Below are 23,224 nucleotides of genomic sequence, written 5' to 3' on the forward strand. Positions count from 1 at the left end.
TCGAATGTCGGACATGTGCTGTCTTCCTTCTTGGTTCAGGGGGTGAAGTGTGATGGGAGCCAGCCGGTTCAGGCCACCTGGCGCTCGTCCTGGAGGGGCTCGTTCGCCGCAGGCCCGTCCTGTTCGACTGGAGCGTCGTCGCGCGTGGCCGCGGCCGAGATCTCCTGGCGCACCTGGTCGCGTCGCTGTGCGGTCTCGGCGCGAACCCGCTCGAAGTGCTCGCGCCCCACGTCCCTGGCCAGCGCACGCTGCTCACGGCCCTTGGCATAGATCTCAAGGCCGGTGCCACGCATCAGCAAGTCCAGCGCGCGGTCCAGGTGCTCGGGCACGGTAGTGTCCAGGCCCATGCGCAGCGCCACATAGCCCTGCGGAATGGCGGTTCGCGGAGCCGCTGCTGCGGTGTCGTCGCCCGCCGCCTCGGCCTGCTGTTCGGCAGCAGCCGCTCCGCGGCCCTTACGCGAGAGCGTGCTGAGTGTCACGTTCATCGGGTCGCTCCCAGCCGTCGCCCGATCGCCGAGGGCTTCTTTGCGCATCTTGGCCTGCTCGCCGCGCATCAGGCGCAAAGAGCGGCGCGCATCGGTGCCCCTCATGAGCACGAGGATCGACTTGTCGGAGATCTGCAAGCCATACGGCTTGTTGGTCTCCATGAACTCGGTCTCGAGCGTGAGGGTGGTACCGCCGCGCGCCTCCAACAAGCGCTTGACGAAGGGCTTGATCTGTCCACCCCACACCCGCATCGGCATGAAGTGCGCACCGACGTGGGACATGGTCGCGGGCAACAGCACGCCGCGCTGGCGCATGCCCTTGTCGTCCGTGTAGATGATCGAGCGGCCCACGCGTGACTTCACCGACCAGTCGTAGGCCATGTACATGTTGCCGCCGAGCACGTAGCACACGCGGCGCTGGCGGCCCGTCGGGGAGAGGTCGAACGAGTCCTTGAGCCAGTTCAGGCGCGCAACGCGGCTGTTGACGTTCAGGAACTTCTCCGCAGAGGGCGGTTGGGCCTGCTGCGCTTCTTCGTTCGTTCCGAATGCAGTCTGGGCCGGGCGAAGGCGCCCCCACGAGGTGGTAAGCAAGCTGCCCGTGACGTCCCCAACCTTCACGCCGCCCTTCACCTCCGACAGGAGCGCCCGCAGCGAGTATTCCAGCGGCTTCTCCTCGCCCGGGAACACCACCATGATTCTCCACTTGTGTGGGTGGATCAGCTCGCGCGCCTCGGTGGGCAGCTTCATGTTGACGATCACGCCTTCTCGGGCCCGCTCGATCACGTTGCCGACGCCGTCGACCTTCGCGTCCTCTACGAACACGCCGCCCGGCACCAGGCCCTCAACGTGCTTGCGCAGCCAATCAGCGCGCAGGTGAGCGCGCTGCGCGCCGTTGTTGGTAAGCACCGCTTCGTCGTGTTCGGTGATGCCTGCGGAGACCGCTGCCATGGTGACGATTGCCTTCATGCCAGCATTGAGCCTTGCGAGGATCTCTGGCTTCCAGCAGACCTCGCCCTGCGCGTTGCGCATCAGATGGCCGCCCTCGCGCGCGAGCATCTCGCCGGCGGCCTCGGCGGCGCCCACGCAGGCTCCCCAGGACATGGGCTTGAGTTCTTCATGGAAGGCGATCTTCTTCACGAACACGGGCCGGTCGAAGGCAGACAACAAATCGTCCTGCTCACCGCCCCCAGCACCGTCGCCGGCGGCGACCATCTCGCTCACGTCCATCGCGGGCAACGTCGCCTGCGCCGGGTCGGCCGTGGCACCCTCCGCAGCAGCGCCGCCATCCTCGCGAACCTCACGCACCAACGCTTCCACGGCGTTCCCGCGCTCGCCCGAAGGGTCGCCGAAGAAGACGCTGGAGAATTCTTCCTTGGCGCGCCAGTCGTACTCGCGCGTTTTGAGCGGATTCGTACCCATCAGCTCGTGGCGATCAAAGGACTCGTCGAACCGGGTGAAGAGCTGGTCGTACACGTGGTGTTGCTCGACGGACTTGAGCAACGGCACGCGCATGAGGAAAGTGTTCACCGCAGGAACCCCGCTTTGCTCCAGGAAGGCCTCCGGCAACGCCAGCTTCTTGGCCACAAGTGGCTCGTCCTGCACGTAGCCGCGGACGGACTCCAGCCCGATGGAGTTGAAAAGGTCGCGCACGTTCTTCACGAGCATGGCGTTCTCGGGGCTCGCGCGCACATTCGCGCTCATCTTCTCGAGCTTGCGGTTCTGCATCATCACGTACCGCAGCTCGCCATAGATGCCGGTGGTGCAGGTCTCCACTAAGGGAAAGCTCACCTGGTCGTATCGGTTCACACGGCCGATCAGCTGGATCCGGTCGGTGACGTTCTCCGGGATCTGGTGCTCGAGCAGCACGCGGCGCGACTGGTCGAGAAAGCGTGGCGAGGCGTGCATCGACGCACCGGTGGCCGCTGAGCGGTTGATCAGCAGCGCCTGGATCTCGCCGTTATTGAAGGCTCGCTTGACAGCATTGACCGCGCGCTTGCTGCGCAGGCGGGGCACGACCTTCCAGCTTCCCGCGGGGTCCCAGTTGCTGTCTTGACTGGCCGACGCATCACGGGAGGATGGCTCATAGGTCGCTACAGTGGCCCCGGGCGCTACCGTCACGGCCGGAACCTGCACGAGAGGCGTCGGCGCCGGCGCACGCTCCAGGGAGAACGAGCGTCCGGTGATCTCACCCACAGTGATTCCGGCGTCGCGCAGTCTCTGCTCGATGACGTCGAACGCCGATACCGGAATCTCCGGGATCGCGGCGATCAGCCGCTCCAACGCCTTCACACCATCGGCGAAGAGCTTCCGATCGGCGTCGCTCATCCCGGGTAGATCCATGATGGACACCGTCTTGCGCTTGGAGACGACGCGCACGCGGCCAGACGTCGCCACCTCGGCGGCGTCTGGCGCTGCTGCCAGGGCGTCGTCCAGGTTCACCGCATCCGGGTCTTCCTGCGGCTCGTCGGCAGTACCGGTTCCCAGACGGCGCAGAAGCGCCTGGTCTCTGCGCGCAGCCACAAGCTCGGCGTTGGCCACGGTGGCTTCCGGATCGTCCGAAGCTTCCAGAGCCAGGCCTTCGCCTTCCGCATTCGGATCCACCTCGGCCTCGTCCTCAATGTCCTCTTCAGTGATCTCGCGCTGCACCACGGTGGTCAGGCGCGGCATGAGCACCGCACGCACCGCGTCGCGGATCGTCGGCATTCTGATCAGCGAGGGCATGCCGCCGGCAACGCGATCGCTCGGGTTGGTGGCCTCTGAGTCCGCCTGGGCCAGCATCCGCGTGAGCGCCTCGTTGGTCGCCTCGGACACGATGACAGGCTTGCGGCCCGCCCGGATGTGTTCGATCGCTCGGTCGGCCACCTGTTCCGCATTGAGCGCGCCCTGGACCGCCTTCATCACCTGGTAAAGCACCGAGCCCGTGCCGAAGCTGCTGCTCATGAGATTGGCCCGGGAGACAGGCGTCTCAGCGGCCGCGTTCGTCGAACTCACGATCGCCGCCCGTGCTTCCTTTGCCTTTCGCAACACGCTGACCGCCTCACGGTTGCCACGCATGAAGATCGCCGACATGTCTCCCGCCAGGTAGGTGGCGGCGCCCAGCGCCTCCGCCACCGCGTCGCTCACGCTCTCGTTGTACGCCAGGCGCTCCTTCACGGTATGGACGCTGACCTCCAGTTTGGAGAGGTCGTGCTCGCGCCGGATCAGCGCGCCCTCCGAAGCCAGCATCGAGCTGAGCACCTCCGAGAAGGACTCGCCACCCTTCTTGATGGCCGCTGCCAGGGACGCGACATTGACACTGTCTGGCAGCGCGCGCGAGTAGATGTGCAGGTTGTCCTCGCTCTTGCTCCAGGTCGCCGAAGCGAACTGCACCCCATTCGCCAGGCGCGACATCTCGGCCACATGGGAGGCGATCTGGCTGTCGCTGCCCGCGGCGACATGGGATTCGTCGAAGATGATCAGCGCGTTGCCCAGCTGGTTCTTTACCCACTGCGCTTTCTCGCTGTCGGCGCCGGCAATCTGGGAGTAGGTCAGGAAGCAGGTGTTCAGTCCCTCGTCTTCGAGCTTGATGCCGTTGTCCACCATGGCCCGCGTGCGCGCGGCGCTGAAGCCCTGCGCCAGCACCACCGGGGCGGCGCCGGGCGCCGGCTCCCAGGTGATTTCGCCATCGGTGTTCATGATCATCGGGCGCACACGGTCCCACTCGCCGATCGCCTTCAAGTCGTTGGCCATGTCCGAGAACAGGTTCGCCCTGTCGGTGACGAAGAAGACTGGGTGGTTGCGCCGCAACGCCCATGCCATCAGCGCAGCGAGCTGGCGCCCCTTCCCGACCCCGGTCTCATCCGCCAGGATGCTGGCGTAGCCTTCGAGCTGGCGCACGATCATCATCGACACGCCGTCCACCTGTTCGGGGGAGAAGCGTTGCGGAAGGACGCTCTCGGACCAACCCAGCTCACGCGTGACCAGGCCGTCGACCTGGCCGAAGAGCTTCTCGATCCGGGTGAGAGTGGCCTGCAGGGGCGCCTGCATGTTCGAAGGCACCATCGTGCGGGCCTCGCCCACACGCGAGAACGCGATGTAGGGGCGCTGCACGCGGCCCTCGAGCGCAGCGCGCTCCACATCCACGCCCTGGGCCTGGGCGTCCATCACCTTGGCCTGTGCCATCGCTTCGTCGACGCGCTGCTTCAACTCGTCCCACGACGAGATGACGGGCAGGTTCGCGATCGGCGTGGGCAGGTCTACCCGGCGGTTCACCACCGAGAGCACGCGAAGGCCCGGGCTGCCCTCGGGTACACCGGCCTTGCGGGACAAGATGGGGGCGGTCTCGAACGCGGCCTGGATCTGGTAGCGCTCGTTGATCATCTGCAGGAAGCTGCGCGACGAAGGCGCCAGCTCGCCGGGGACCGCGTCCGCCGCCACCACGATCACTGCGCGACCCCCGTCCTTTAGCGAGCGCAGCGCATTGATCGCGAGCATGTAGTCGGTGCGCCGGCCGTCTGCGCTGAGCACCGGATCGGCGTTGATGAACAGGGCGTCGGCGCCGACCTCACGGGCCGCGGCGAAGTCGCCTTCCTGCCACTCGGTGTTCACTCGCACGTTGACGGCGCTGGACAGGGCTTCCATGTCCTTGGTGCCCCGGTACGCCCGCACCGTGGTGCCTTCCGCCAGGAAGGCAAAGCTCGCACCGTCGAAGGCGTTGGGCACGACCACGGTCAGGCCAGCCGTGTCGCCCAACAGCCGCTGGCTGGCCACTGAGAGCGGCGTAGGCATCGTGCCCAGGCCCCGCAGCCGCCCCCGGAATGGCGGCAGCATGTCGGTCAGGCGCGCCGATTCCCCGTAGGCGTCCTGCGCTACCTCGAAGGAGTCACGCAGGTAGCGCAGCAACGCCGTCTCGATGGCAGCGTGCACCTCGTCGTGTAGTTCGGAGGACCAGGCCGCGGGACGGCCCTCGCCATCCTCCTTGACCCCGTGGATCGCGCGCAGGAAGCGTTCGGTGTCCTCGGTGTGCTGGACCTCGCCCAGCACCATCGATCGCACGAAGCCGTCGGCGCACTGCAGCAGCGCCTTCGTGCGCGCGTCGCCGGAGGCGTCGGCCGGCATGCGCAGGAAGACATGGGGCTGGCTCGCGTCGGACTCGACCACACGCACCTCGGCGGCCTGTGCGTTGAGCTTGATGAGGTAGCGCGAGCCGGCTGCCTCGAAAACGCGGTCGCCATCCGAGTTGCGTCCCAACAGCACCGCGTTGTTGATGTCGATCGCGGCGTCGCGCTCCTCGCGCGTTACCGGGCGTTCGTCGGAGCGGCGGGCCTGCTGCAGGTTGAGCATGTAGCTCTCGGGCGCCATCTCGCGCACTGCGACCTGCGGAAAGATGGGCCGAAAGGACGATGCCAACGGGCGCTCGCCTGGGCGCACTCGGCGCACCAGGTACTTGCGCGCGCCGCCGGCGCTGAAGCCGAGCTGGGCGATGGATTTCGCCCAGGCCGGGTTGAGGTAGGACAGCCCCGTGATGAACAGATGCAGGTGGCGCTCGCCCCCCACGTCGATCTCTGCGATCTTCAGACGCGCACCGGACGCGTCGTTGAGGTCAATCCACTTTGGCATATGCCCTGCTCTCAAAAAAATATGCGCACCGCATGTGACCTCCGAAAGAAGGCCCATGGGTGCGACTGGTCAGGGTTGGATCAAGACGCCAGGGTTTTGACCGGGATACTCATGCTGTCTCGGAAAACCTGGCCGCACCCATGGACGGCCAGGTTTCCACCGGGCCTTTCAGCCACGGGGCGCAGCAGCAGCAGCAGCTTCGCTCGGGTCGATGTCGTCGGCTTCGTGGTCACCGGCCGGCGCATTGTTTTCGCTGTGCGCGCGCGCGTCCTTGGCCTTGTAGTGGTGCTCCAGGCCGGCGGCCGTGTAGACGGCGATCTGGTTCACCTCTTCCCAGTCGAGTTGGTCCTTGCCCTGGAAGCGAACAGTCTTGGCTTTCGGAAGGCCCGCCGGCACTGCAGCGTCGCCTTCGCCTTCCATGATGATGTTGCCGTCCGCGCCGGCGAAGATCGGCTTGATCTTGTCGGCCGTGGCCCCGTTCATCGGCTTCACGCTGATGAAGGACTTGTCCTTGTCGAACGGCTGGCCGTCGCCGATGCGCTCACCAGCGCGTACCTGGCTCACGTAGATGTCGATCGGGCCGTCGTGGTGCACCAGTGCATTCGCGGCCAGCAGGCCCATGACGGTGCGGCCCAGGTTCTGGTCCAGACGGATCTTGACGCTCTCGCCGTCGCTCAGGCGCACGGTAGCGATCGGGTACGTCTGCGGCGCCTGGCCCGCGGGAGCGTAGGTGTCGGTACCGGCCTTCACGCTGATCACGTTGCCCGAGATCTGGCGAGCCAGTTGCTGAGCGCCGTTTTCGTCCTTGTAGAGGAAACCTGCCGACTTGAGCTCGGGGTTCTTTTCGATTTCGGCTGCGGACATGTGCTTGTTCGTACGCTCCACGAGGGACATGTAGAGCAGGTTCTTGCGTTCGCCGCCGGATTTGGTGATAGCCATTTGTTCAATCTCCTAAAGTTGAGAACAAAGATGAGACCGCACGTGGTCTGAATGTTCGCGAGGCTTGTGCGGCCTCATCTTTGGCCACGCGAACACTTCGGGAGCGGCTGCGCCTATCCGCGCGGCGCCTCCGCCGTTGTTTCTTCTTCTTCCTGATGTTCCTGGTCCGCCAGGTGATCAGACTCCCGCTCGCTCTGGACGACAGGCGCCACATGCAGCGGGTAGTGGATGTCGATGAACGCTTCCATCTCTTGCTTGATCGGCTTGTCGACTCGGAAGATGGGCTGCTCGGCGACGTACGCTTCCAGGTCGATCCCGAACGCCTCAGCGTGCTCAGCCAGCTTGTCCGCGTCGACCTTGTTGGTCCTGAACTGCTTGAGGTCGACGTTCAGGCTCTTAAGATGGGCGGCCATGGCCTTGTCGTCGTAGCCGTCCTTCTTCACGACCTGGGCCATCTGCTCCGGCGTGAGGACTTCTTGGACCTTCTCGACGTCGATCTTGAAGTTCGCGGTCAGCGTTCCCGCGCCCGGCATGACCACCTTGTGTCCGTCGAGGCGGCGGGCGCCCAGCCCCAGCAGCAGCTCGGCGCGCAGCTCCTGGGCACGCTTGTCGGCAGCATTGGCCAGCGCCGAGGCGTTGGCCATGCGCACGGCCAGGTCGGCGTGCTTGAGCACGAAGGCTTCGGCATCGGCGAGCACCGGCGTGCGCACGTAGGGAGGCACCTCACCAGTCATGACGCAGTTCCAGCCCCAGCTGCCCGACAGGCGGACCATGTCCTTGAGTTCGTCGTTCACCACGATGACGTCGTCCTTCAGGCGCCAGCCAGCCCAGTCGTACTGGCTCAGCATCAGGCCGTGCAGCTCGATCCCCTGCTCGTCGCACAGGATTGCGCCCTGGGCTAGCTGGCAGCCGTACTGGAAATGGATCTCGGCGTCGTCTTCGACGCGGCTGGGGGCCTTGTAGTCGGCGAGCCAGCGCGACATCGGGCGCGCATCGGCCATCGCTCGCGTCAGAGCCAACAGGCGGGAGGGGATCAGTGCCACCTCGTCGGGGCTGTAGCGCATCCACGGCAGCGAGCCTTGGGCCTTGCTGAGCTTGTCGAAGGCTTCCTGGTCGCGGTGGGCGCCGTATTTCTTGTAAAACTTGCTGGCGTGCAGCGGCTCGTTCTCGTGGCCGCGCTGCATGTGTTCGTTGGTCTCGACGGGTGCACGACGCATCAGCTTGCCCAGGACGATATCGTGGGCGTTGGCCATGTGATCGGCGCGCACGCCATGGTGGTTGCGCACCAGCACACCGATCTCCGAGCCGCCGAAGCCGTTCAGGCGGATCGCGTGCCAGACGGCCTGCTCACCGTGCAGGTTGACCACTGTGTCCACCCACTGCCGTGCATCGGACAGCGCGATCAGGTCGCGTTGGGGCAGCGCGTCGACCAGCGACCACACCTTCTTGGTGATCGCTTCCTTCTCTTCGCCGCTCAGCACGTGGTCCAGCGCATCCATCTCGTCACACCTCTTTCGTAGGCCTTACAGGCGTTCATCAAACCTGATGTTTTCCAATGTTCCGCAAATATATAGTGTCGCGACGGAATTGTGCGTTTTGTTTCGCACTATGTTTCGATGCATGTTTTTTACATGTTTCGCAGCAGTTGCTTTTGCTTCCTCATGACCCGCAGTGCACTGAGCGAACGTCCTGCGCCGGCGGGACGGGCGTTCGACATCGGCGGGATGAAGTCATCGAAATCTGCGGCGGCCAGCGCGCACGCAGGGGCAAGCTCGCAGCACGAAGAAAAAGCGGCCCCCAGCCAGAGCCGGGGGCCGCGAACGCTACGCCGGCGTCGCCGGGTTCACGAGGAGGGAGAACCTTGCTGGGTAGGGGCGCGGCTCACTTGCCCCAAAACTTGAAGTCGAGCTCGTCCAACGGCTGGTCGAACGTGAAGCGCTGCCGGTAGAACCGCGGACGGGCCGCCAGCACGCCTGAGCGCATCTTGCTGCGCAGGCGGCGGATCGCCCACAGGATCGTGCGGTTCTTGTACGCGGCGTAGCCGAAGACCACGCACACCGCAAAGGCGATGCCCACGGTCCACCATGAGAAGTGGAAGAGCGCGAGCACCATCGGCGCCCCCGCCTGGGGCGGGAGTGGCGTCCCCGGAATCCGGTATGCCTTGCCAGTGCGCGGCCAGGAACTGCTCATGCGACAGCCTCCTCTGCGGCCGCCACGGCGGCGGCGTCACTGGCGATACGCCCCGGCAGGGAGATCAGCTGCTTGTCGCCTGGGTTCACGCCGCGTTCCTTGCAGTAGTCGGTCGCCTCGCGCAAGGTCATAGAGGACACCTCGACGAAGCTCTCAAAGCTGATCATCTCGCTGGACAGGGCCGCGAACGCCTTGGACTCGAAGTCGTTGCCTCGCGCCGAGACCATGCGGCGCACCGACATGCCCCATTCGTGCACAGGCTTGTCCTCCAGGCCGCGCTTCACCTCGCGATCGAAGACGCACCAGGAACGGAAGGCCATCACCTTGCCGTCGACCCGGCGTGCGAGCTTCTGGGCGATGACCAGGCGGGCTTGTTCGATGAACTCGTTGGCCACCCGCGCGTGCTCCACGGGCGGGAACAGCTGCAGCGTGCGCGAGAGTGCCCGGTCGGGCGTTTCCGTGTGCATGGTGGCGTACGCGGCGTGGCCGGTTGCGCCGAGCTCGAACCCGGCCCGTGCACTGTCCATGTCCCGGATTTCGCCCATCTGGATGACCTGTCCTTTTCGGCGCATGGCATTGGGGCCAACCATGTCCATGCTGCGCAGCTGCGCACCCACGCCGATCTCTGTCTGTGTTGGCTCTGGCATGTGCCCCTGGGCATAGCCCTTCAGGAGGTACTCCACGGGCTGTTCGTAGGTCAGGATGTGCACCGGATCGTGGCGGCGCTCCTCGAGGCGGTAGCGGTGCGTAGCGGCGAGCAGCGTGGACTTGCCCGAGCCAGTCGTGCCCACGATCAGGATCATGCCGTAGCGTGGGAACAGGTTCTCCATCAGCTCCGGCTCCAGGCCGAGCTGCCCGCAGGTCGGAATCTGCTGGGGCATCGCCCGCAGCGTGATGTTCACGCCCGAACTGGTGTTCCCCACCGAGCAGCCCGTCGCGTTCAACCGGAAGGACAGCACCCTGTCGCGCGACACCACGGCGTCGACCCGCGAGTCGATCGCGTTGCCCGCGCCGATCTCGGTCTGGCCGCTCTCGTTGAAGAGCAGACTCAAAACGGAGTTGACCTCCGAGTCGTCCAGGCGACGGTCCGTGACCGGCTGCCAGAGCCGATTCACTTCGGCCCAGACATAGTCGGTCGAGGAGAACTTGATGTCGGAGCAGCCCAGGTCGTACACGCTGGAGAGGAACCCGTTGAGGTCCTCCCGACGGATGTGCCCGATCGGAAGCTTGAACCTGGGCGCTACGGTGGAAGTGGCGTCGAGCACTGGCGCGGCTATTCCAGCGGCTTCCAGCCCTTGGCGTCCGAGAAGTCGGCCTGCTGGGTGATGCGGAACATCGTGTTGCCCACGGAAATGGTGTTCGGGTTCTCACGATCCACCATGGACTGGGCGGTGGCGATCACGGGAATCGACACCATGCCGCGTTTCCACAGGTCATAGAACAGGCGCATGCCGAAGTAGGCCTTCTCCAGGCTGGCAACGTTCATCTCGAAGATCTGCTGCGCCTGGCTACGGCCGATGGCCACGGCCTTGGCCACTTCCTGCTTCCAGAACTCCTGCTCGGCGCCATCGCGCGGCAGCAGCGGCTTGACGCTGGACATGTCCGCGGCGTCTTCCCGCGGCAGCCCGAGCAGCAACCAGTCGCGCCAGGTGGGCGCCATGGCGACGAAGCGCGCGGGTTCCTCGATGCGGTAGATCGCGCCCGAGACGCGCATCGTCGTGGCCTCGAGCGAGATGGCATCCCGGCTCTCCATGATCACTGGGGGCAAGACGCCTGGGCCCATAAGCAGGGAGCCGAAGTCGAAGCGCTTGTCCAGGTCGCGGTCGCGCCGGGCCACCTCGACCGCGATCTCACGCGATCGCTGCAGCAGGCCCAGCCGAGTGCCCAGGCCAAAGGCCGTCTCGCGCAGCGCGGTCTCGCGCACCATGCTCAGCCGGCTTGTGGATTCGGTCGTGCCGCGGGCGTTCATCAGCGCGTCGATCGAGAGGGCCTCGGTCTGGGCGCTGGCGCTCTGCGCGCAGGCAAAACACGCAACCGCCGCAGCGGTCGCGCTCAGAAAGCGTTGTGCGGGGCTCATCACGGCCTGGTCAGTACGCGCGGTACCGGATTTCGACGCCATTGCCGCCCAGCACTAGGTCAGCGCGCTGGCCGAGTTGGTAGCCAATGTCGCGCATCACCTCGTCCACGGGCACGCCGATGGCATGGACCTGGACGTACAACGGCATGCGCGGGGTCGGGCCAGTCACGCTGACCTTCTGGCCGGTGAGGGGCTCGAAGTTCTTGAGCAGCCCGTAGGCATCGCCTCGCCAGGTCACCCACAACTTGCCTTCATGCAGCCGGGGTGCAGGCGCCTTGGCATCGGCGCTGCTCGTGAACAGCGGCTGGTCGGCCGACTTGGCGAACAGACGATCCAGCTCCGCAGCTGCGGGATCGGTCGACGCGACCGGCGGGGGCGTCGTGGTGCAGGCGGCAAGGGTGAGGAGTGCGACTGAGAGTGCGCTCGCGCCGAGAATCCGCGGGATGTGTTTCATGAAGTCAGACCTGAGGAAGGGGCTTGGCAAAATCACCGGCCAAGTGGCTTTGTTTCGTGCGGATACTACCGCGCAGAACATGCTGCGGCAATTGATTCCCTCATTTCCGCATCCCATGTTTGCGACATGTTGAGAGGAAGCGACGTTGACGCCGTCGCCAACGCCGCTAGCCTCCCGGTGCTGGGCTTGCGCCGACGGCTCCATGCGCCACGTCCATGGGGCGTGGCCAATGGCCTCGGGCCTCCCGCGAACGCGCCATCTCCCCGCTACGCAGGGCCTGAAAGATCGTTTCGGTGGTGGGCGTGGGCTGGCCCGCGATCCGCTCGTTCAGCCAGCGCCCGCAGTCCTTCAGAACGGCCCAGACTTCCTGGAAGATTCCGCGCGGCTGGGGCTCGGTGATCTCCATCGCTCCCGTGCTCCACAAGGCGAACGCGTGGGCGGCGCACTCCTCCGGATGCGAGCACTGGCGGGCCGCATCGATCTCGCCCATGTCGATGAGTGTCTGCTGGGTTCGCCGGGCGATGGGCTTGTGCGAGGCAAACTCACGCTGCATTGTCACGCGCTCGTCGACGGTGAGCATGTTCTCGGTAGCGAAGTGCCAGGCCTCGTGCCGTGCGGCACGGTCCAGGTCCTGCGCGCACAGATTCAGCAGGATGCCGTTGTTGATGTACTTTCCCGCCACCTGGCGGGCCGTGGCCAGGTCATAGAGCGTGTCCATCAGCTTCACGTGACGCGTGGTGCCCATCATCAGGTCACATTCGGCCAGGACGCGGTTGACCTCTTCCTGGCCGTTGCGCGCGCTCTTCCACACCGGCGAGAGGCTGTACATCGGCATGGGACCTCGCAGCACTTCCTTCATGGCCGGCGTCATCTCGAACTGGGGCACCGTGTGGGGCTGCCCAGCGATTTCCACCGTCCCCATCGAGACCTTCGCGCCCAGGGGCTTGAGAACCTTGTCCGCGATCTTCGGCAGGATGTTCAGGTAGAAGTCGTCTAGGCTCTTGCCTCCGCCGGCCCTCCCGCCGTTGCGCAGGCCCTCGGTGATCCAGGCGAACTGCGTGACTGCGGGGAGCATCGCGGCGCGCTGCATCTGCCGGCGAAGCAGCAGGCCCGACCATTCTTCGGTGTTTGTGACGAACGGCGCAGCCGGGATCGCGCCACCCCAGCCCTTGCTGCGGCCAAGCTCGGCTGCCGCGAGCATTTCCGGGTCAGTCGGCTTGTAGGCGACGCCACGGATCTCGATCGAGGCCTTGGCCTTGATTGCGGCATGGACGAGCGTGGATTCGTCGGCACTCATCGTTCCGAGCTTGGTGCGAATGAGATCGACCACAGCCTGGCGACCAGCGCGCCGTGCCGCCTTCCCTCCCTGTTGCGCCCAGTCCGACTGGAGCTCCTCCACAAAGTACAGGGCCCCCCGCTCAGTAACCCGTGCGTGTGCCATGAGGTTCTTGTCGACTGTGCCGTCGAGCGCACTGCTGAAGTGGGGAGCGGCGAAGTCCCAGGCCACCGGGAGCAAGGCCCGCAGGGCCTTCATCTGCGCTTGCATCTTCACGGGCAGATCGGGATCGTCCATGAGCGTCTCCAGGCTGAATGCCAGGTCGGCCGCGTCGTACTGCATAGACTCGAGGCGGTACTCCAGCTCGCTCAGCTCGTCCTGGACGTTGTCGCGATGGGAGTTCAGCACATACAGGTATTCGCGGTACGTCCCGCCCGGATGCCTGTAGCTGTCGTACCGGGTCTTGCGGAGCTCGATCTCCTTCACGGTCGGCAGGCCCGAGAGCACGATCGCCCCCACCTGCTCTCGGGTGAGTGAGCGTTCCATCGACGCCTCCAGCTGCTCGAGCACCTTGCTGTCTTTCAACTCGGACAACTTGACGCCCTTCGTCTGCAGCGCCCGGATGGTGGCCGCCCACTGCTTGGGAGGCGCCTTGCCCTGGCTGCCGGTCGCCAGGGCCTGGTGCAGCTTCGAGAAGAAACCGGCATCGGCAGTGGACGCGACGGTCTCGAGCGTGTGGCGTGCGTTCAGGTAGCAGTAGATGTCGCCATTGGAATTGATCATTCGTATTCACCTATCGGGACAGAGGAATGATTCTAGGTGCGCGCTTCCGGATTCACTTTTCTTTTGATGGCGGCGCTTCCATTCGCCGGGCCCAATGGCGCGCGTCGAGGATGCGTCGATCCTAGCGACACCAAGGCCCCGCTAGGCACCTGGTCCATGCAGGACCCCGAGCATCCGAAGCTTCGGACGCGGCTGGCCCTTTCTTCAACCACAGAAGGCCGAAGCTTCGGGCAAGTCGCCGTCAGCGCTAAGTTGTCCCAAGCTTCTCCCTTTGAAGGGACAGGTCAGCATCGCGCACCATCGGCCGATCTCGATCGCCATCGACTTGTCCGAAGTTCGCCCGAAACATCGCCCAAGTTCGCCACGAAGCGACGCCATGCGGGCCGGTGACCCATCTCTGTCCTCCTGACTTGGTCGAAGCTTGTCCGAAAGATCGCCCTTCTCTCGGCCCTTCTTCGATGAATCTTCCGCCATCCGAATCTTCGGCCTTTGCTGGCCGAGCTTTGGAGGAAGCACGGCCCAAGCTTCGACCAGCCGTTTCAACGATCAACATTGACGGCTTCTTTCTCATGTGCCATTCTTTCGTGCAGGCACATTTCTGCCAAACAATAGGAATCAGCATGAGAAGCAGCACAAATCCCCCGGTCGTTGTGGCGATCGATCTCGGCTACGGCCTGACCAAGTTCGCGCACCTGAATCGCGCCAACGGCGGCACTGAGGTCGCGTATGACCTCTTTCCGTCCATGGCGCTGGGCGTAGACCGCCGGCGCTACGAGCTCGAGGAACGCCGCAGCGAGAACGTGAAGGTGGTCAGCTACAACGGCGAGTCGTTCGTCGTGGGCCCCGATGTCACGAACCGCGTCGCCTCCAGCTCCGATTTCGGCCGCCACCTGGACGACAAGTACTACGACAGCGCCCCGTACCACGCCCTCATGCGCGGCGCGCTGAGCTACATCAATGAGGACCACATCGACGTCCTGGCGCTGGGCCTGCCGGTGAGCCACTTCCGCGATCCGGGCAAGCCCGCCGCGCTGAAGAAAGCCTATACCGGGGTGGTTGACATTGATGGTCAGCGTCAAGTGACTATCAACAAGGTGGTCGTTCGACCCCAGCCGATGGGCGGTTTCTACAGCCTGGACCGCGATATCGAGGGCATCAACCAGACCATTGCGAAGTACCCGCACTCGGGCCTGAAGCCGCTCAAGGACTGGAACCACCTGGTGGAGACGATGACCATCGTGACCGTCGACCCGGGCGAATACACCCTCGACTGGCTGCTCGTGAACAAGGGCAAGCCGAACACCGACGTCTCGGGCGCCGCGAGCGACGCAGGCCGCCACCGGGTCATGACCTCGGTCAAGGAGCACCTGGAAGCGAAGATCGGCCGCGCCATCGCGCCCTCGAACCTGCAGCGCCTGAACAATTCGCTGCGCACCGGCGCCGGCTTCAAGCTGGACGGCCGCGCCATCGACATGACCGACCCGGAGATCCTGGAGGCCGCGCGCCGCGCCGTGCGCGACCCAGTGGGCATCATGATGAACGGCATCAAAGGCGCCTGGGACATCATCGACATGATCGTCTTGGTCGGCGGCCACCCGGCGCATTACGCCGAGGAGATCGCTTCGCGCATGCCGGACATGCCGATCTACGTACCAAAGCATTCGGTTTTCAGCAATGTCGAGGGCTTGCAGCTGATCGGCGAAGGCGTTGCCGCGGCCGACGCCGAAGCCAATCGCTCCGTCGTTGAGGCCGCCTGAGGCCGTTCATGATCGACGATCCCCACGACTTCCTCGACATCAAGATCCGCCTGGTGCGCGGTGAGAGCCCGATCCTGTTCAAGGCCCTCGAGGGCATCGAATCGCGGCCCGGTTCGCGCACACGCACGCTTTACTTCCGCCAGCTCGCCGAGATGGGTCTGATGGTCCAGGAAGAGCGTATGCGGCGCGATCCGGGTGTGTCGACACGCACAGCGTCGGCCCTGGTACGCGATCTCACGACCTCGGCGTCCGCCGTGCAGGCGGCTCCAGCGCCCACACCGAGCGCACCTGCACTGGTGGCCCAGGCGCCGGCCAGCGCTGCCCCCGCTCCAACGCCATCACCGTCGATGCCCGCAGCGCCGCCTGCGACCGTGCAGTCTCCAGCTGTGCCAGCGCCAGTGGCTCACGGTGCCCAGGACAGTGATCGCCCCGCGCCCCGCACCGCGGGCCAGGGCGGCGCCAGGCGGCTGCTCGAAGGCGAAGACTATGCGTGAACCCGCCCCTCAATGCGGCGAGCAATTGCTAGTAGCCATGGCTACTAGCAATTGCTCGGCACCGAATGCGCGAATTGGCGTGCGCTGTTTTGCTAGTAGCCATGGCTACTAGCAATCTCACGCACATCGCCAAGCACGAAGGTGCTTCAGAAGATGCCGAGTGTTTGCTAGTAGCCATGGCTACTAGCAAACACTCGCGGGTCATCGTCAAGAGGTTGCGGGCCATAGGGTACGACCGCAAAACGCCCGTTCATGCCGGGTGATTGCTAGTAGCCATGGCTACTAGCAATTGCTCGCACAGCCCAAAAACGACGATTTCTCGGAGTTGTAACCAGAATTCTTAGCAGCTATTAGCCATACGCGAGAAAACAGCCCTTTGCGGACCCGTTCGACAGGCACCAGCTCCACCAAGACCAAGCCCCTCCCGAACTCCGCCACCCGCGAACTTGGCCGAACTCTGGACCAACGCCACCCGAACCAACGCCCAACCCGGCACCATGTCCTCGCGCAGACCTCGCTCCCCCCACAGCTGGCACACCCGAGACCCGTCCCCCCGAAACACGCGCCTCCCCCGAACACAGTTCCAGGCCATCGCCCAAGACCAGACCCCCATGGACAACAACTCCCCCCAAGAACCAACTTCCATGCACGACGTCCACCCCGAACTCGTCGCGCCCGGAGCTCAGACCCCGAGCAGCACCAATTCCGACCAGGCCGGTTCGACCTCGCCAACAGCCGCTGAGTCCGCCACGTCTCTCGCCGACTGGTTCGAAGCAGCCTCTCGCAAGGTCTCCGAGGCCACCGCGATCCGGTACCACCGCTACTACATCATGCTGGTGAACCGAGCCGCGCGATCGAAGGACATGGACCCGGACTTCGTGACGCCAGCAGACCTGGTGCGCGAAATCGACACCGACCCGACGCTCAAGAGCAGCACCAAGAACACCTACCGCGCCGTCATCGTCTGGGCTCTGGACCAGTCCACCTTCGAGTTCGATCCGCAGGTGCGTGCCGACGGGATCAAGGCGGTGCAGGCGTTCTATCCGCGGCTGAGCCGATCGCGCGAGCAAGTCCCCGGCCTGGTCGAGCGCAACTCCCGCGCCCGCGGGCGCTCGATTCCCGAGGCGGATCTCGGTCCGCTGCTGAACGCCCTACTCTCGGCCAAGTCCTCGAAGATGAACTGGGCCCGCCGCACGACCGCGTGGCTCAGTGCCGGGATCGCAACCGGCGCACGGCCCGGCGAATGGGAGACCGCCTACTGGCTGGACCGGGACAACCGGATCCTGCGCGTGCCCAACCTCAAGCTCAAGAAGCACCCACCCTTCAGCTGGACCCACATCCCGGCCCGGCTGCTGACTCGCGCCGAGACCGATCTGATGGAGATGCTCGAAGCCGACCCGGACAACGCGGCAGCAGTGCTCGACGCGGCCCAGCGCCAGAAGGCCTTTATCGCGCGCAACATGTCCTTCTTCGACCAGTTGGAGACACAGACCGACGTTGCAAACCTCGAGGCGCTCGACACCCTGCATCGGCTGCGCGCCTGGGAGCTGCACAACCAGGAGCTGGCCTGGCGCGACATCGAGGTGCCCTACCGCTGGGCTAACGCTGTCGACACACAGGTGAGCAATGTCCGTGACTTCCTTGCCGAGGACGTCGAGAACACCTTCGAGCGGATGTTCAACGGCTGCCGCACCGCCCTGGCCGCGGCCTGCAAGCGCGCGTTCCCGGACGGGCGGCTTTACTCGCTCTACGACACCCGGTCGACAGCCTCGGCCAACATGCAGGCCACGATCGGGGCGGATGTCGCCTCCATGGTCCTGGGCCACTACATGCAGCGCCGTCGCTCGATCAAGCACTACGCCGGCCAGGACCGCGCCTTCCGCCGCGCTGGCAAGTTCGCGCCCAAGCTGGCCAAGACACAAGCGCAGGATCTGCCGGCGGAGCGACCGGACGAAGGCCAAACAGAGCAACCTAGTGACCAGACCTCGCCGGCAGAGTCCATGCCACGGCCCGGCGAATAAGGGACTTCGAATGTCGAGCCTACTCAATTTCGTCCTGCGCCTCGATGGCGTTTTGCTTCGGGCTGAGATTTCATCTGGTGGCTTGAGCGAGGTCTTCGACCCACTCATCTTCCAAGGTGATCAGGCAGCCATCTCGAGCTACCTCACGAGGTGCGCCGTTCAACCGATGGCGCCTGTCGCTCCTTTCGACTCCGGCCTGGTGGTCATCGACGTGGATCAAAAAACGATCTGGGATGTGCAGGTGGCCAGGGCATTGACCCTCCTCTCATCCTCCCTCGACCACTCCTGGATCCACCTGGAGAAACTGAGCGAGCTGGGGTGGGTGGGCACGGGCCTGGTTGATTCCAAGACGAAGGCAATCGTTGTTCCCTACCCGCAGGTTGGGTTGAGCTACGACTGGTACCTGGAGCAGAAAACTAGGCACAACGAACAGTTCAAGAAAGACCACCCCGACCTCGGTTGGCAGAATCTGAAGTGGGCGGCCATGATGGCACTGGGGGCCGCACAACCGCGAGTCCCCTTTGCTCCACTGGGCTGGACGTTCAAAGGTAACGACGTCCCAGTGGAGCACGTCGAAACCCTGATGACTGGCCTGATCGAGGCGGGCTTCCCGATCAAGAAGCGCGACACGGTCATGTGGCGCTCGTGGATCGCCGAACGCAGTCGTCAACATGGTTAGTCCGGTAGCCATTCGCACAGGCCCGGCGCCACTGTTCCGGGAATTGGTTCGCAACGAATCAATCACCGAATCAAGACCGGAATCTCCTGTACCTGCCTCCCGGAGCATCTGCGTCAACCCACATGCTCCAGCCCCCCTTTCTGGTCGCGCTCAAAGACACTCAGCAGCCGTCCTTGGTACCACCCATCAGTTCGTTTTTTGTTCCGCAGCGCAACAGAACGCGGAACATAAATCTCGCGCGTGGAACAAGAGTTCATCCTTGAACGGACCTTTGGCACACAAGCCCCTGCGCCGTAACGATCTTCCGTTCGCGAGCCGGCACTGGCAGTCTGCTCCACGAGGTGCGTGGAACATTTTTTCTTTGCTAAACCCTCTCCGTGAAACAATTGCGTTGCTCGACCACAACGAGTTTTTCTTTCGCTGCGACAAAGACTTAGCTCCTTTTCCTGTTCGCCCAGGGCGAAATGTTCCACGGATTTCAGACAGTTTTGCATGTAGCCCGTCGAGGCTGCAATAATTCGGTTATTCAGTAACTAAATTAGCCATGCCTGAATCCACCGTCCCACTGCCGACCCCCAGCGCGCCTGTTGCCTCGCTCGCCACGGGTGGCGACCAGGTAGCCAGCAGCGTCAACAGCAACTCGTGGCCGGAGCGCTGCACCCTTGCTGAATTGGCCCGCATCCTGACGATGATGTACGGAGGCCAAGCTCCCAGCGAGTCCTCGCTTAAGAAGTGGAGCTCCAGCGGCGTGTTCAACGGCTGCGTCGTGGTCGAGCCCCTGACCGAGCAACAGGCCCTGCCCTCCTTCACCCGCGAAGCGCTGCTGCGGCCGCGTCGAGCCGGCAGGCCTGGTCATTGCCTGGACACGGGCATGGCCCTGGAGAAGGTGTACGAGCAGTGGCCCCACTTGACGGAGACCGCGCCGGACAAGGTGCTTCAGCTGGCGGTGGCGCGGGTGTCCGATCATCTGCAGGGCGTCATGAAGAGCCTAGTGCCGGCCGCGGCTGCTACCACCGCCCCGGGACCGACACCTTCGGGCGTGACGGCACTTCCCCCCGCTGCGGCGAGTCCTCTTGCCGTGGCAGCCTCCCCCGCGGCAGGCGCTTCCGAAACCCAGCTCGATCGCATCGAGCGCCTGGTGGACGCACTCGTGGTGGAGGTGGCGGTGATCAAGCGCGAAATGGCCCAGGTCTCCAGCCCACGCAACAACCTGCTCACCAAGCTCGACGACGCGGTGACGCGGGCCCAGCAGGCCCTCGCTTCGGGCACTCGCGGCACCGGCGGCGATCCCCTGGCGGAGGCCAAGCGCGAGCGCGACATGGGCGTTCTGAAGGGGATGATGGGCGAGATCCTGGGGCGACTGGAAACCTTGGGAGCTAAGTCCTGACGGCCCGCAAATGAAGGGGGTGGCTACCTGGTCGCCACCCCCTTCGCACCAGGCTGCCGGGCAATTTCCCTGGGGCTTGCTACCTCAAGGTGAGAGTACCTGGCTGCCCGAATAATGGCCTGGGCGGCTACCTGGTCGCCACCCTTCTTCGACTCGTAGCTCCGGCCGCTCCCGGCTGTAACTGACGAAAAAAAAGGCGGCCATTGCCGCCTTGTCCCACCTGGGGCTGGCTATTGCCTACTTGTCGGCCAAGACTCTGGCGATGGCCTCGACCACGGCGGCCGTCTGGGCGTCATCCAGCAACCCCGAGTTGACTGTAAAGATCGCCCGGCCTTGCGTGTCACGCTTCCAGGTTCCAAACACGCCGCCGACGGCGCTCATGTTCTTGGCCGGTGTTGCGCCCTTCTTGATGCCCAGCAACGCAGCGACGACCTTGCTCGCATCGAGCTTGTTCTCACGTTGCCGAACCGCTTCCGCCCGCTTGAGCACAGCCTTTGCGTTCTCGTCCAACGCAGCTTGCAACACCTCTGCGTGCGCGGGCTTGATATCGAGCGGTGACTCGAAGGACTCGACGATCGCAGGGGGCAACCTGGCCACCAACAGAACTTTCTGAATCCAGCGCCGGCTGACGCCGATGACCTCGGCCAGGTGCCGCTCCGAGCGGAAGAAGCCCTCCTTCTCGTCAAGCGCGTTGAGATACATCACTCCCGTTTCGTAAGCTGAGAGGTCAGACTTCTCCCGGTTCTCTCGCTCCATAGCCAGGAAGTGCGCCTCGTGCGTCAGTGGCTTGTCCCAGATAAGTGCCAGCACAGGCAACCCCAACTGAAGGCAGGCCTCCAAGCGGCGATGGCCATACACCAGCACGTAGCCCTGTTCTTCGCCCGCCTTTGGGACGACCAGAATGGGCTGCACGTTGCCGCCCGCCGCCTTGATCGATTCCTTCAGGCGAGCGAATTCCGGCGTCAGGAACGACTTCATGTGGCGGTTCGCCACCTTGGACCGCTCCACCTTGGCCGGATCCAGATAGGTGGCCGGCATGGAGTTGTCCCACTGCTCCATCCGCTGGCGCATCTGGGCGAGCTCCGCCTGCAGCTCCACGATCTGGCTGTTGGTCTGCATCAGGCGCCCGGGCGCAGTTCGAACCGGCGCCGGCGTGCCTTCGCCCGGTGCAACGGGCTGCGCTGCCTTTTCGGACATGCGCTGCTCAACGAGGGTGGTCGTATCGAAAATTCTTTTCCCAAAAGTGGCCATTCCTCACTCCTTATTCGACCGGGGTGGCTACCTGGTCGCCACCCCCTGCAAACACCTTCGCACCCGCTCCCGAGACCGTGCGATTGCGCCAGGTGTGGACGATGGAAGACTCGATCAGCTCGACCAGGCGATCGTAGGCATCCAGGGCCCGCTTATACGTTCGGGCATTCAATTCGTTGCGCCCAACGTCGTAGATCGTCCCGAAATCGGCAGCCTTGCTCTTCGTCGCTGACGTTTTAGGGATCTCGATCGGCAGAAGATACTCGCCGTAGACCTGCTGCACCCAGCGCCTGACCGCCGCGGTCACGGCATCCACGTTGTCGGGCTCGACCTGCGTCAGCAGCACGTGGATGAAGTCGAAGAACTTGGGCACGGGGGCTCGCTTCTCGAGATCGGCGCCCAGCTCGGAGAAGAGGGCCCAAAACTGCGACAGGCTCGCATAGTCCAGGGCCGAGGGCGGGATGGGCACGATGAGCCCGTCAGCCGCATACAGCGCGTTCAGAGTGACGTAACTCAAGCTGGGCGGCGTATCGATGACGATCACGTCGTAGACATCGCGTAATGGCTCAAGCCCCTCGCTGAGCACGTTCCAGAACTGCGCAGACGCATCGCCACTGGCCAGGCTGGGCAGCAGGAACTCGGCATCGAACAGGAAAGGCGCCGCGGCAATCAGGTCCAAGCCATCCCAGTAGGTGCTGCGCACGGCGTAGCGCAGATCCTCGTAGGCGGGCTGTTTTTTCTCCGGCGGCTCACTTCTATTGTTGATGAGTTCCAGAATGGTCATTTCGGACTCTATGTCCGAGCCCGGCAGCAGACCGAAGAGGGTGCTCATGGACCCTTGCGGATCGCAATCGACAGCCAGCACCTTGTGGCCGCGCAAAGCAAGCCCCTGCGCCAGCACCATCGCCGTCGTGGTCTTATTAGACCCGCCCTTGAAGTTGCTGCTGGCGAGGACCACGCCCTTCTGGCCCTTCGGCCGCATGCGATCCGTGCGAAACGACCGCGTCCAGGTCCTGGCTTCCTCCAGCGTGAACTCACGTAGGCCGCCCGTAGCCGTCACCCTTCCCACAGGAAGATCCGCGCGGGTGACCCGATAGGCCAGCTTCGCCTTATCGATACCGCACAAGGCGGCCAGGCGGGTCGACGACACCGGTGGCGCGGATTTCTCGTTCCCAGGGGCGAGGAGGGTGCCGCGAAGAACTTCCATCATTTCGCCAGCTCGCTCTGATAGCCGTGCGATCTGACTCATGCTGATGCGCTCGAGGGCAGGGCGAGCGAGATGGGTGGCTACCTGGTCGCCACCCCCCTCGGGTCGAGTGATTGTCGCCATGAAAACTCCTATGATTCTATGGAATTCTAGGAGTCTAAGCTTTTTACGTCTATTGGCAAAAAGCTCTTGAAGGGCCGGATTTCTAATGTGAGGTCAGACGGAGTATGCGACCCGGTGCAACGTGAGATCAAACGGAGAATGGGGGTCAAACCGACCACAGAACCCCCTCCTTTTAGGCCAAATCCACTGCTCCTCGCCCTATTTTGGTGCACACACGGCGTAAATTTGCTCTCATTGTCCGTCGAAGCTCACGTCAAGGTCCGCTTGATCTCACCTTTCCGGCCTTCACTCTCCGTCCCATCTCACGTCATGGTCCGCCCAAGCTCACGTCATGGTCCGTCAGGGCTCACCATTCCCTCGCTAAGTCGTTGAGACATATAAGCTTTCCCGTTCAGCAATGACTTCAACCTCTTCAAGTGTTTTCTTCAATAGATTCAAGGCGACGGAATAGGTAATGTGAAAACTCGAAAACTCACATCGCGCTTCTAACCGGAGGCAGCCTG

General features: G+C 64.2%; 16 protein-coding genes. 5 read left to right on the forward strand and 11 right to left on the reverse strand.

Annotated features, from left to right (window positions below; all coding sequences use genetic code 11):
• Positions 1-68: 68 nt before the first annotated feature.
• The 8 genes from ACWV14_RS38995 to ACWV14_RS39030 all read right to left on the reverse strand — a co-directional run bounded on the left by ACWV14_RS38995 (position 69) and on the right by ACWV14_RS39030 (position 13,802).
• A complete protein-coding gene (locus tag ACWV14_RS38995; RefSeq protein ID WP_298705824.1) occupies positions 69-6,083 on the reverse strand; it encodes a strawberry notch C-terminal domain-containing protein in 6,015 nt (2,004 codons plus the stop codon).
• Positions 6,084-6,251: 168 nt separating this feature from the next.
• Positions 6,252-7,022 carry a hypothetical protein gene (locus ACWV14_RS39000; RefSeq protein WP_298705827.1) on the reverse strand — a complete coding sequence of 257 codons (771 nt, stop codon included), beginning with the start codon at positions 7,020-7,022 and terminating at the stop codon, positions 6,252-6,254.
• Positions 7,023-7,135: 113 nt separating this feature from the next.
• The gene (locus ACWV14_RS39005) at positions 7,136-8,521 is read right to left on the reverse strand and encodes a YqaJ viral recombinase family protein (RefSeq protein WP_298705830.1); all 1,386 of its coding nucleotides are present in this window, start codon (positions 8,519-8,521) and stop codon (positions 7,136-7,138) included.
• A 382-nt stretch (positions 8,522-8,903) separates the two neighbouring features.
• Complete coding sequence (icmT, locus tag ACWV14_RS39010; protein WP_298705833.1) at positions 8,904-9,212, reverse strand: IcmT/TraK family protein; 309 nt, start codon at positions 9,210-9,212, stop codon at positions 8,904-8,906.
• Positions 9,209-10,477, reverse strand: coding sequence for an ATPase, T2SS/T4P/T4SS family (locus tag ACWV14_RS39015; RefSeq protein ID WP_298705836.1), 1,269 nt, complete (start codon positions 10,475-10,477; stop codon positions 9,209-9,211). Before ACWV14_RS39015 ends, icmT begins: the two co-directional genes overlap by 4 nt.
• An 8-nt stretch (positions 10,478-10,485) precedes the next feature.
• A complete protein-coding gene (locus ACWV14_RS39020; RefSeq protein ID WP_298705839.1) occupies positions 10,486-11,289 on the reverse strand; it encodes a type IV secretory system conjugative DNA transfer family protein in 804 nt (267 codons plus the stop codon).
• A gap of 10 nt (positions 11,290-11,299) precedes the next feature.
• The gene (locus ACWV14_RS39025) at positions 11,300-11,743 is read right to left on the reverse strand and encodes a DotD/TraH family lipoprotein (protein ID WP_298705841.1); all 444 of its coding nucleotides are present in this window, start codon (positions 11,741-11,743) and stop codon (positions 11,300-11,302) included.
• 166 nt (positions 11,744-11,909) lie between these two features.
• The gene (locus ACWV14_RS39030) at positions 11,910-13,802 is read right to left on the reverse strand and encodes a hypothetical protein (RefSeq protein ID WP_298705844.1); all 1,893 of its coding nucleotides are present in this window, start codon (positions 13,800-13,802) and stop codon (positions 11,910-11,912) included.
• A gap of 620 nt (positions 13,803-14,422) precedes the next feature.
• Between ACWV14_RS39030 and ACWV14_RS39035 the strand changes: the two genes are divergently transcribed.
• The 4 genes from ACWV14_RS39035 to ACWV14_RS39050 all read left to right on the forward strand — a co-directional run bounded on the left by ACWV14_RS39035 (position 14,423) and on the right by ACWV14_RS39050 (position 18,753).
• Positions 14,423-15,559, forward strand: a complete 1,137-nt coding sequence (locus ACWV14_RS39035; RefSeq protein ID WP_298705847.1) for a ParM/StbA family protein — start codon at positions 14,423-14,425, stop codon at positions 15,557-15,559.
• Between the two features lie 8 nt (positions 15,560-15,567).
• Positions 15,568-16,053, forward strand: a complete 486-nt coding sequence (locus ACWV14_RS39040) for a hypothetical protein (protein ID WP_298705850.1) — start codon at positions 15,568-15,570, stop codon at positions 16,051-16,053.
• Between the two features lie 611 nt (positions 16,054-16,664).
• Positions 16,665-18,074, forward strand: coding sequence for a hypothetical protein (locus ACWV14_RS39045; protein WP_454912947.1), 1,410 nt, complete (start codon positions 16,665-16,667; stop codon positions 18,072-18,074).
• Between the two features lie 10 nt (positions 18,075-18,084).
• Positions 18,085-18,753, forward strand: a complete 669-nt coding sequence (locus tag ACWV14_RS39050) for a hypothetical protein (protein ID WP_298705856.1) — start codon at positions 18,085-18,087, stop codon at positions 18,751-18,753.
• 113 nt (positions 18,754-18,866) lie between these two features.
• On the opposite strand, the gene ACWV14_RS39055 is transcribed toward ACWV14_RS39050, so the two are convergent.
• On the reverse strand, positions 18,867-19,226 hold the full coding sequence (locus tag ACWV14_RS39055; RefSeq protein ID WP_454909860.1) for a hypothetical protein: 360 nt from the start codon (positions 19,224-19,226) through the stop codon (positions 18,867-18,869).
• Between the two features lie 71 nt (positions 19,227-19,297).
• Between ACWV14_RS39055 and ACWV14_RS39060 the strand changes: the two genes are divergently transcribed.
• A complete protein-coding gene (locus tag ACWV14_RS39060) occupies positions 19,298-20,140 on the forward strand; it encodes a hypothetical protein (protein WP_454909861.1) in 843 nt (280 codons plus the stop codon).
• A gap of 237 nt (positions 20,141-20,377) precedes the next feature.
• Here ACWV14_RS39060 and ACWV14_RS39065 read toward each other — a convergent pair whose 3' ends face one another.
• On the reverse strand, positions 20,378-21,391 hold the full coding sequence (locus ACWV14_RS39065) for a ParB/RepB/Spo0J family partition protein (protein ID WP_298705862.1): 1,014 nt from the start codon (positions 21,389-21,391) through the stop codon (positions 20,378-20,380).
• A gap of 10 nt (positions 21,392-21,401) precedes the next feature.
• On the reverse strand, positions 21,402-22,640 hold the full coding sequence (locus tag ACWV14_RS39070; RefSeq protein ID WP_298705865.1) for an AAA family ATPase: 1,239 nt from the start codon (positions 22,638-22,640) through the stop codon (positions 21,402-21,404).
• Between the last annotated feature and the right edge of the window lie 584 nt (positions 22,641-23,224).

Source organism: Variovorax durovernensis (assembly GCF_977011995.1).

Coding starts and splice junctions, on each gene's coding strand:
- ACWV14_RS38995 (WP_298705824.1), bottom strand. CDS start 6,083: ATGCCAAAGTGGATTGACCTCAACGACGCGTCCGGTGCGCGTCTGAAG.
- ACWV14_RS39000 (WP_298705827.1), bottom strand. CDS start 7,022: ATGGCTATCACCAAATCCGGCGGCGAACGCAAGAACCTGCTCTACATG.
- ACWV14_RS39005 (WP_298705830.1), bottom strand. CDS start 8,521: ATGGATGCGCTGGACCACGTGCTGAGCGGCGAAGAGAAGGAAGCGATC.
- icmT (WP_298705833.1), bottom strand. CDS start 9,212: ATGAGCAGTTCCTGGCCGCGCACTGGCAAGGCATACCGGATTCCGGGG.
- ACWV14_RS39020 (WP_298705839.1), bottom strand. CDS start 11,289: ATGAGCCCCGCACAACGCTTTCTGAGCGCGACCGCTGCGGCGGTTGCG.
- ACWV14_RS39025 (WP_298705841.1), bottom strand. CDS start 11,743: ATGAAACACATCCCGCGGATTCTCGGCGCGAGCGCACTCTCAGTCGCA.
- ACWV14_RS39030 (WP_298705844.1), bottom strand. CDS start 13,802: ATGATCAATTCCAATGGCGACATCTACTGCTACCTGAACGCACGCCAC.
- ACWV14_RS39035 (WP_298705847.1), top strand. CDS start 14,423: ATGAGAAGCAGCACAAATCCCCCGGTCGTTGTGGCGATCGATCTCGGC.
- ACWV14_RS39040 (WP_298705850.1), top strand. CDS start 15,568: ATGATCGACGATCCCCACGACTTCCTCGACATCAAGATCCGCCTGGTG.
- ACWV14_RS39045 (WP_454912947.1), top strand. CDS start 16,665: ATGGACAACAACTCCCCCCAAGAACCAACTTCCATGCACGACGTCCAC.
- ACWV14_RS39050 (WP_298705856.1), top strand. CDS start 18,085: ATGTCGAGCCTACTCAATTTCGTCCTGCGCCTCGATGGCGTTTTGCTT.
- ACWV14_RS39060 (WP_454909861.1), top strand. CDS start 19,298: ATGCCTGAATCCACCGTCCCACTGCCGACCCCCAGCGCGCCTGTTGCC.
- ACWV14_RS39065 (WP_298705862.1), bottom strand. CDS start 21,391: ATGGCCACTTTTGGGAAAAGAATTTTCGATACGACCACCCTCGTTGAG.
- ACWV14_RS39070 (WP_298705865.1), bottom strand. CDS start 22,640: ATGAGTCAGATCGCACGGCTATCAGAGCGAGCTGGCGAAATGATGGAA.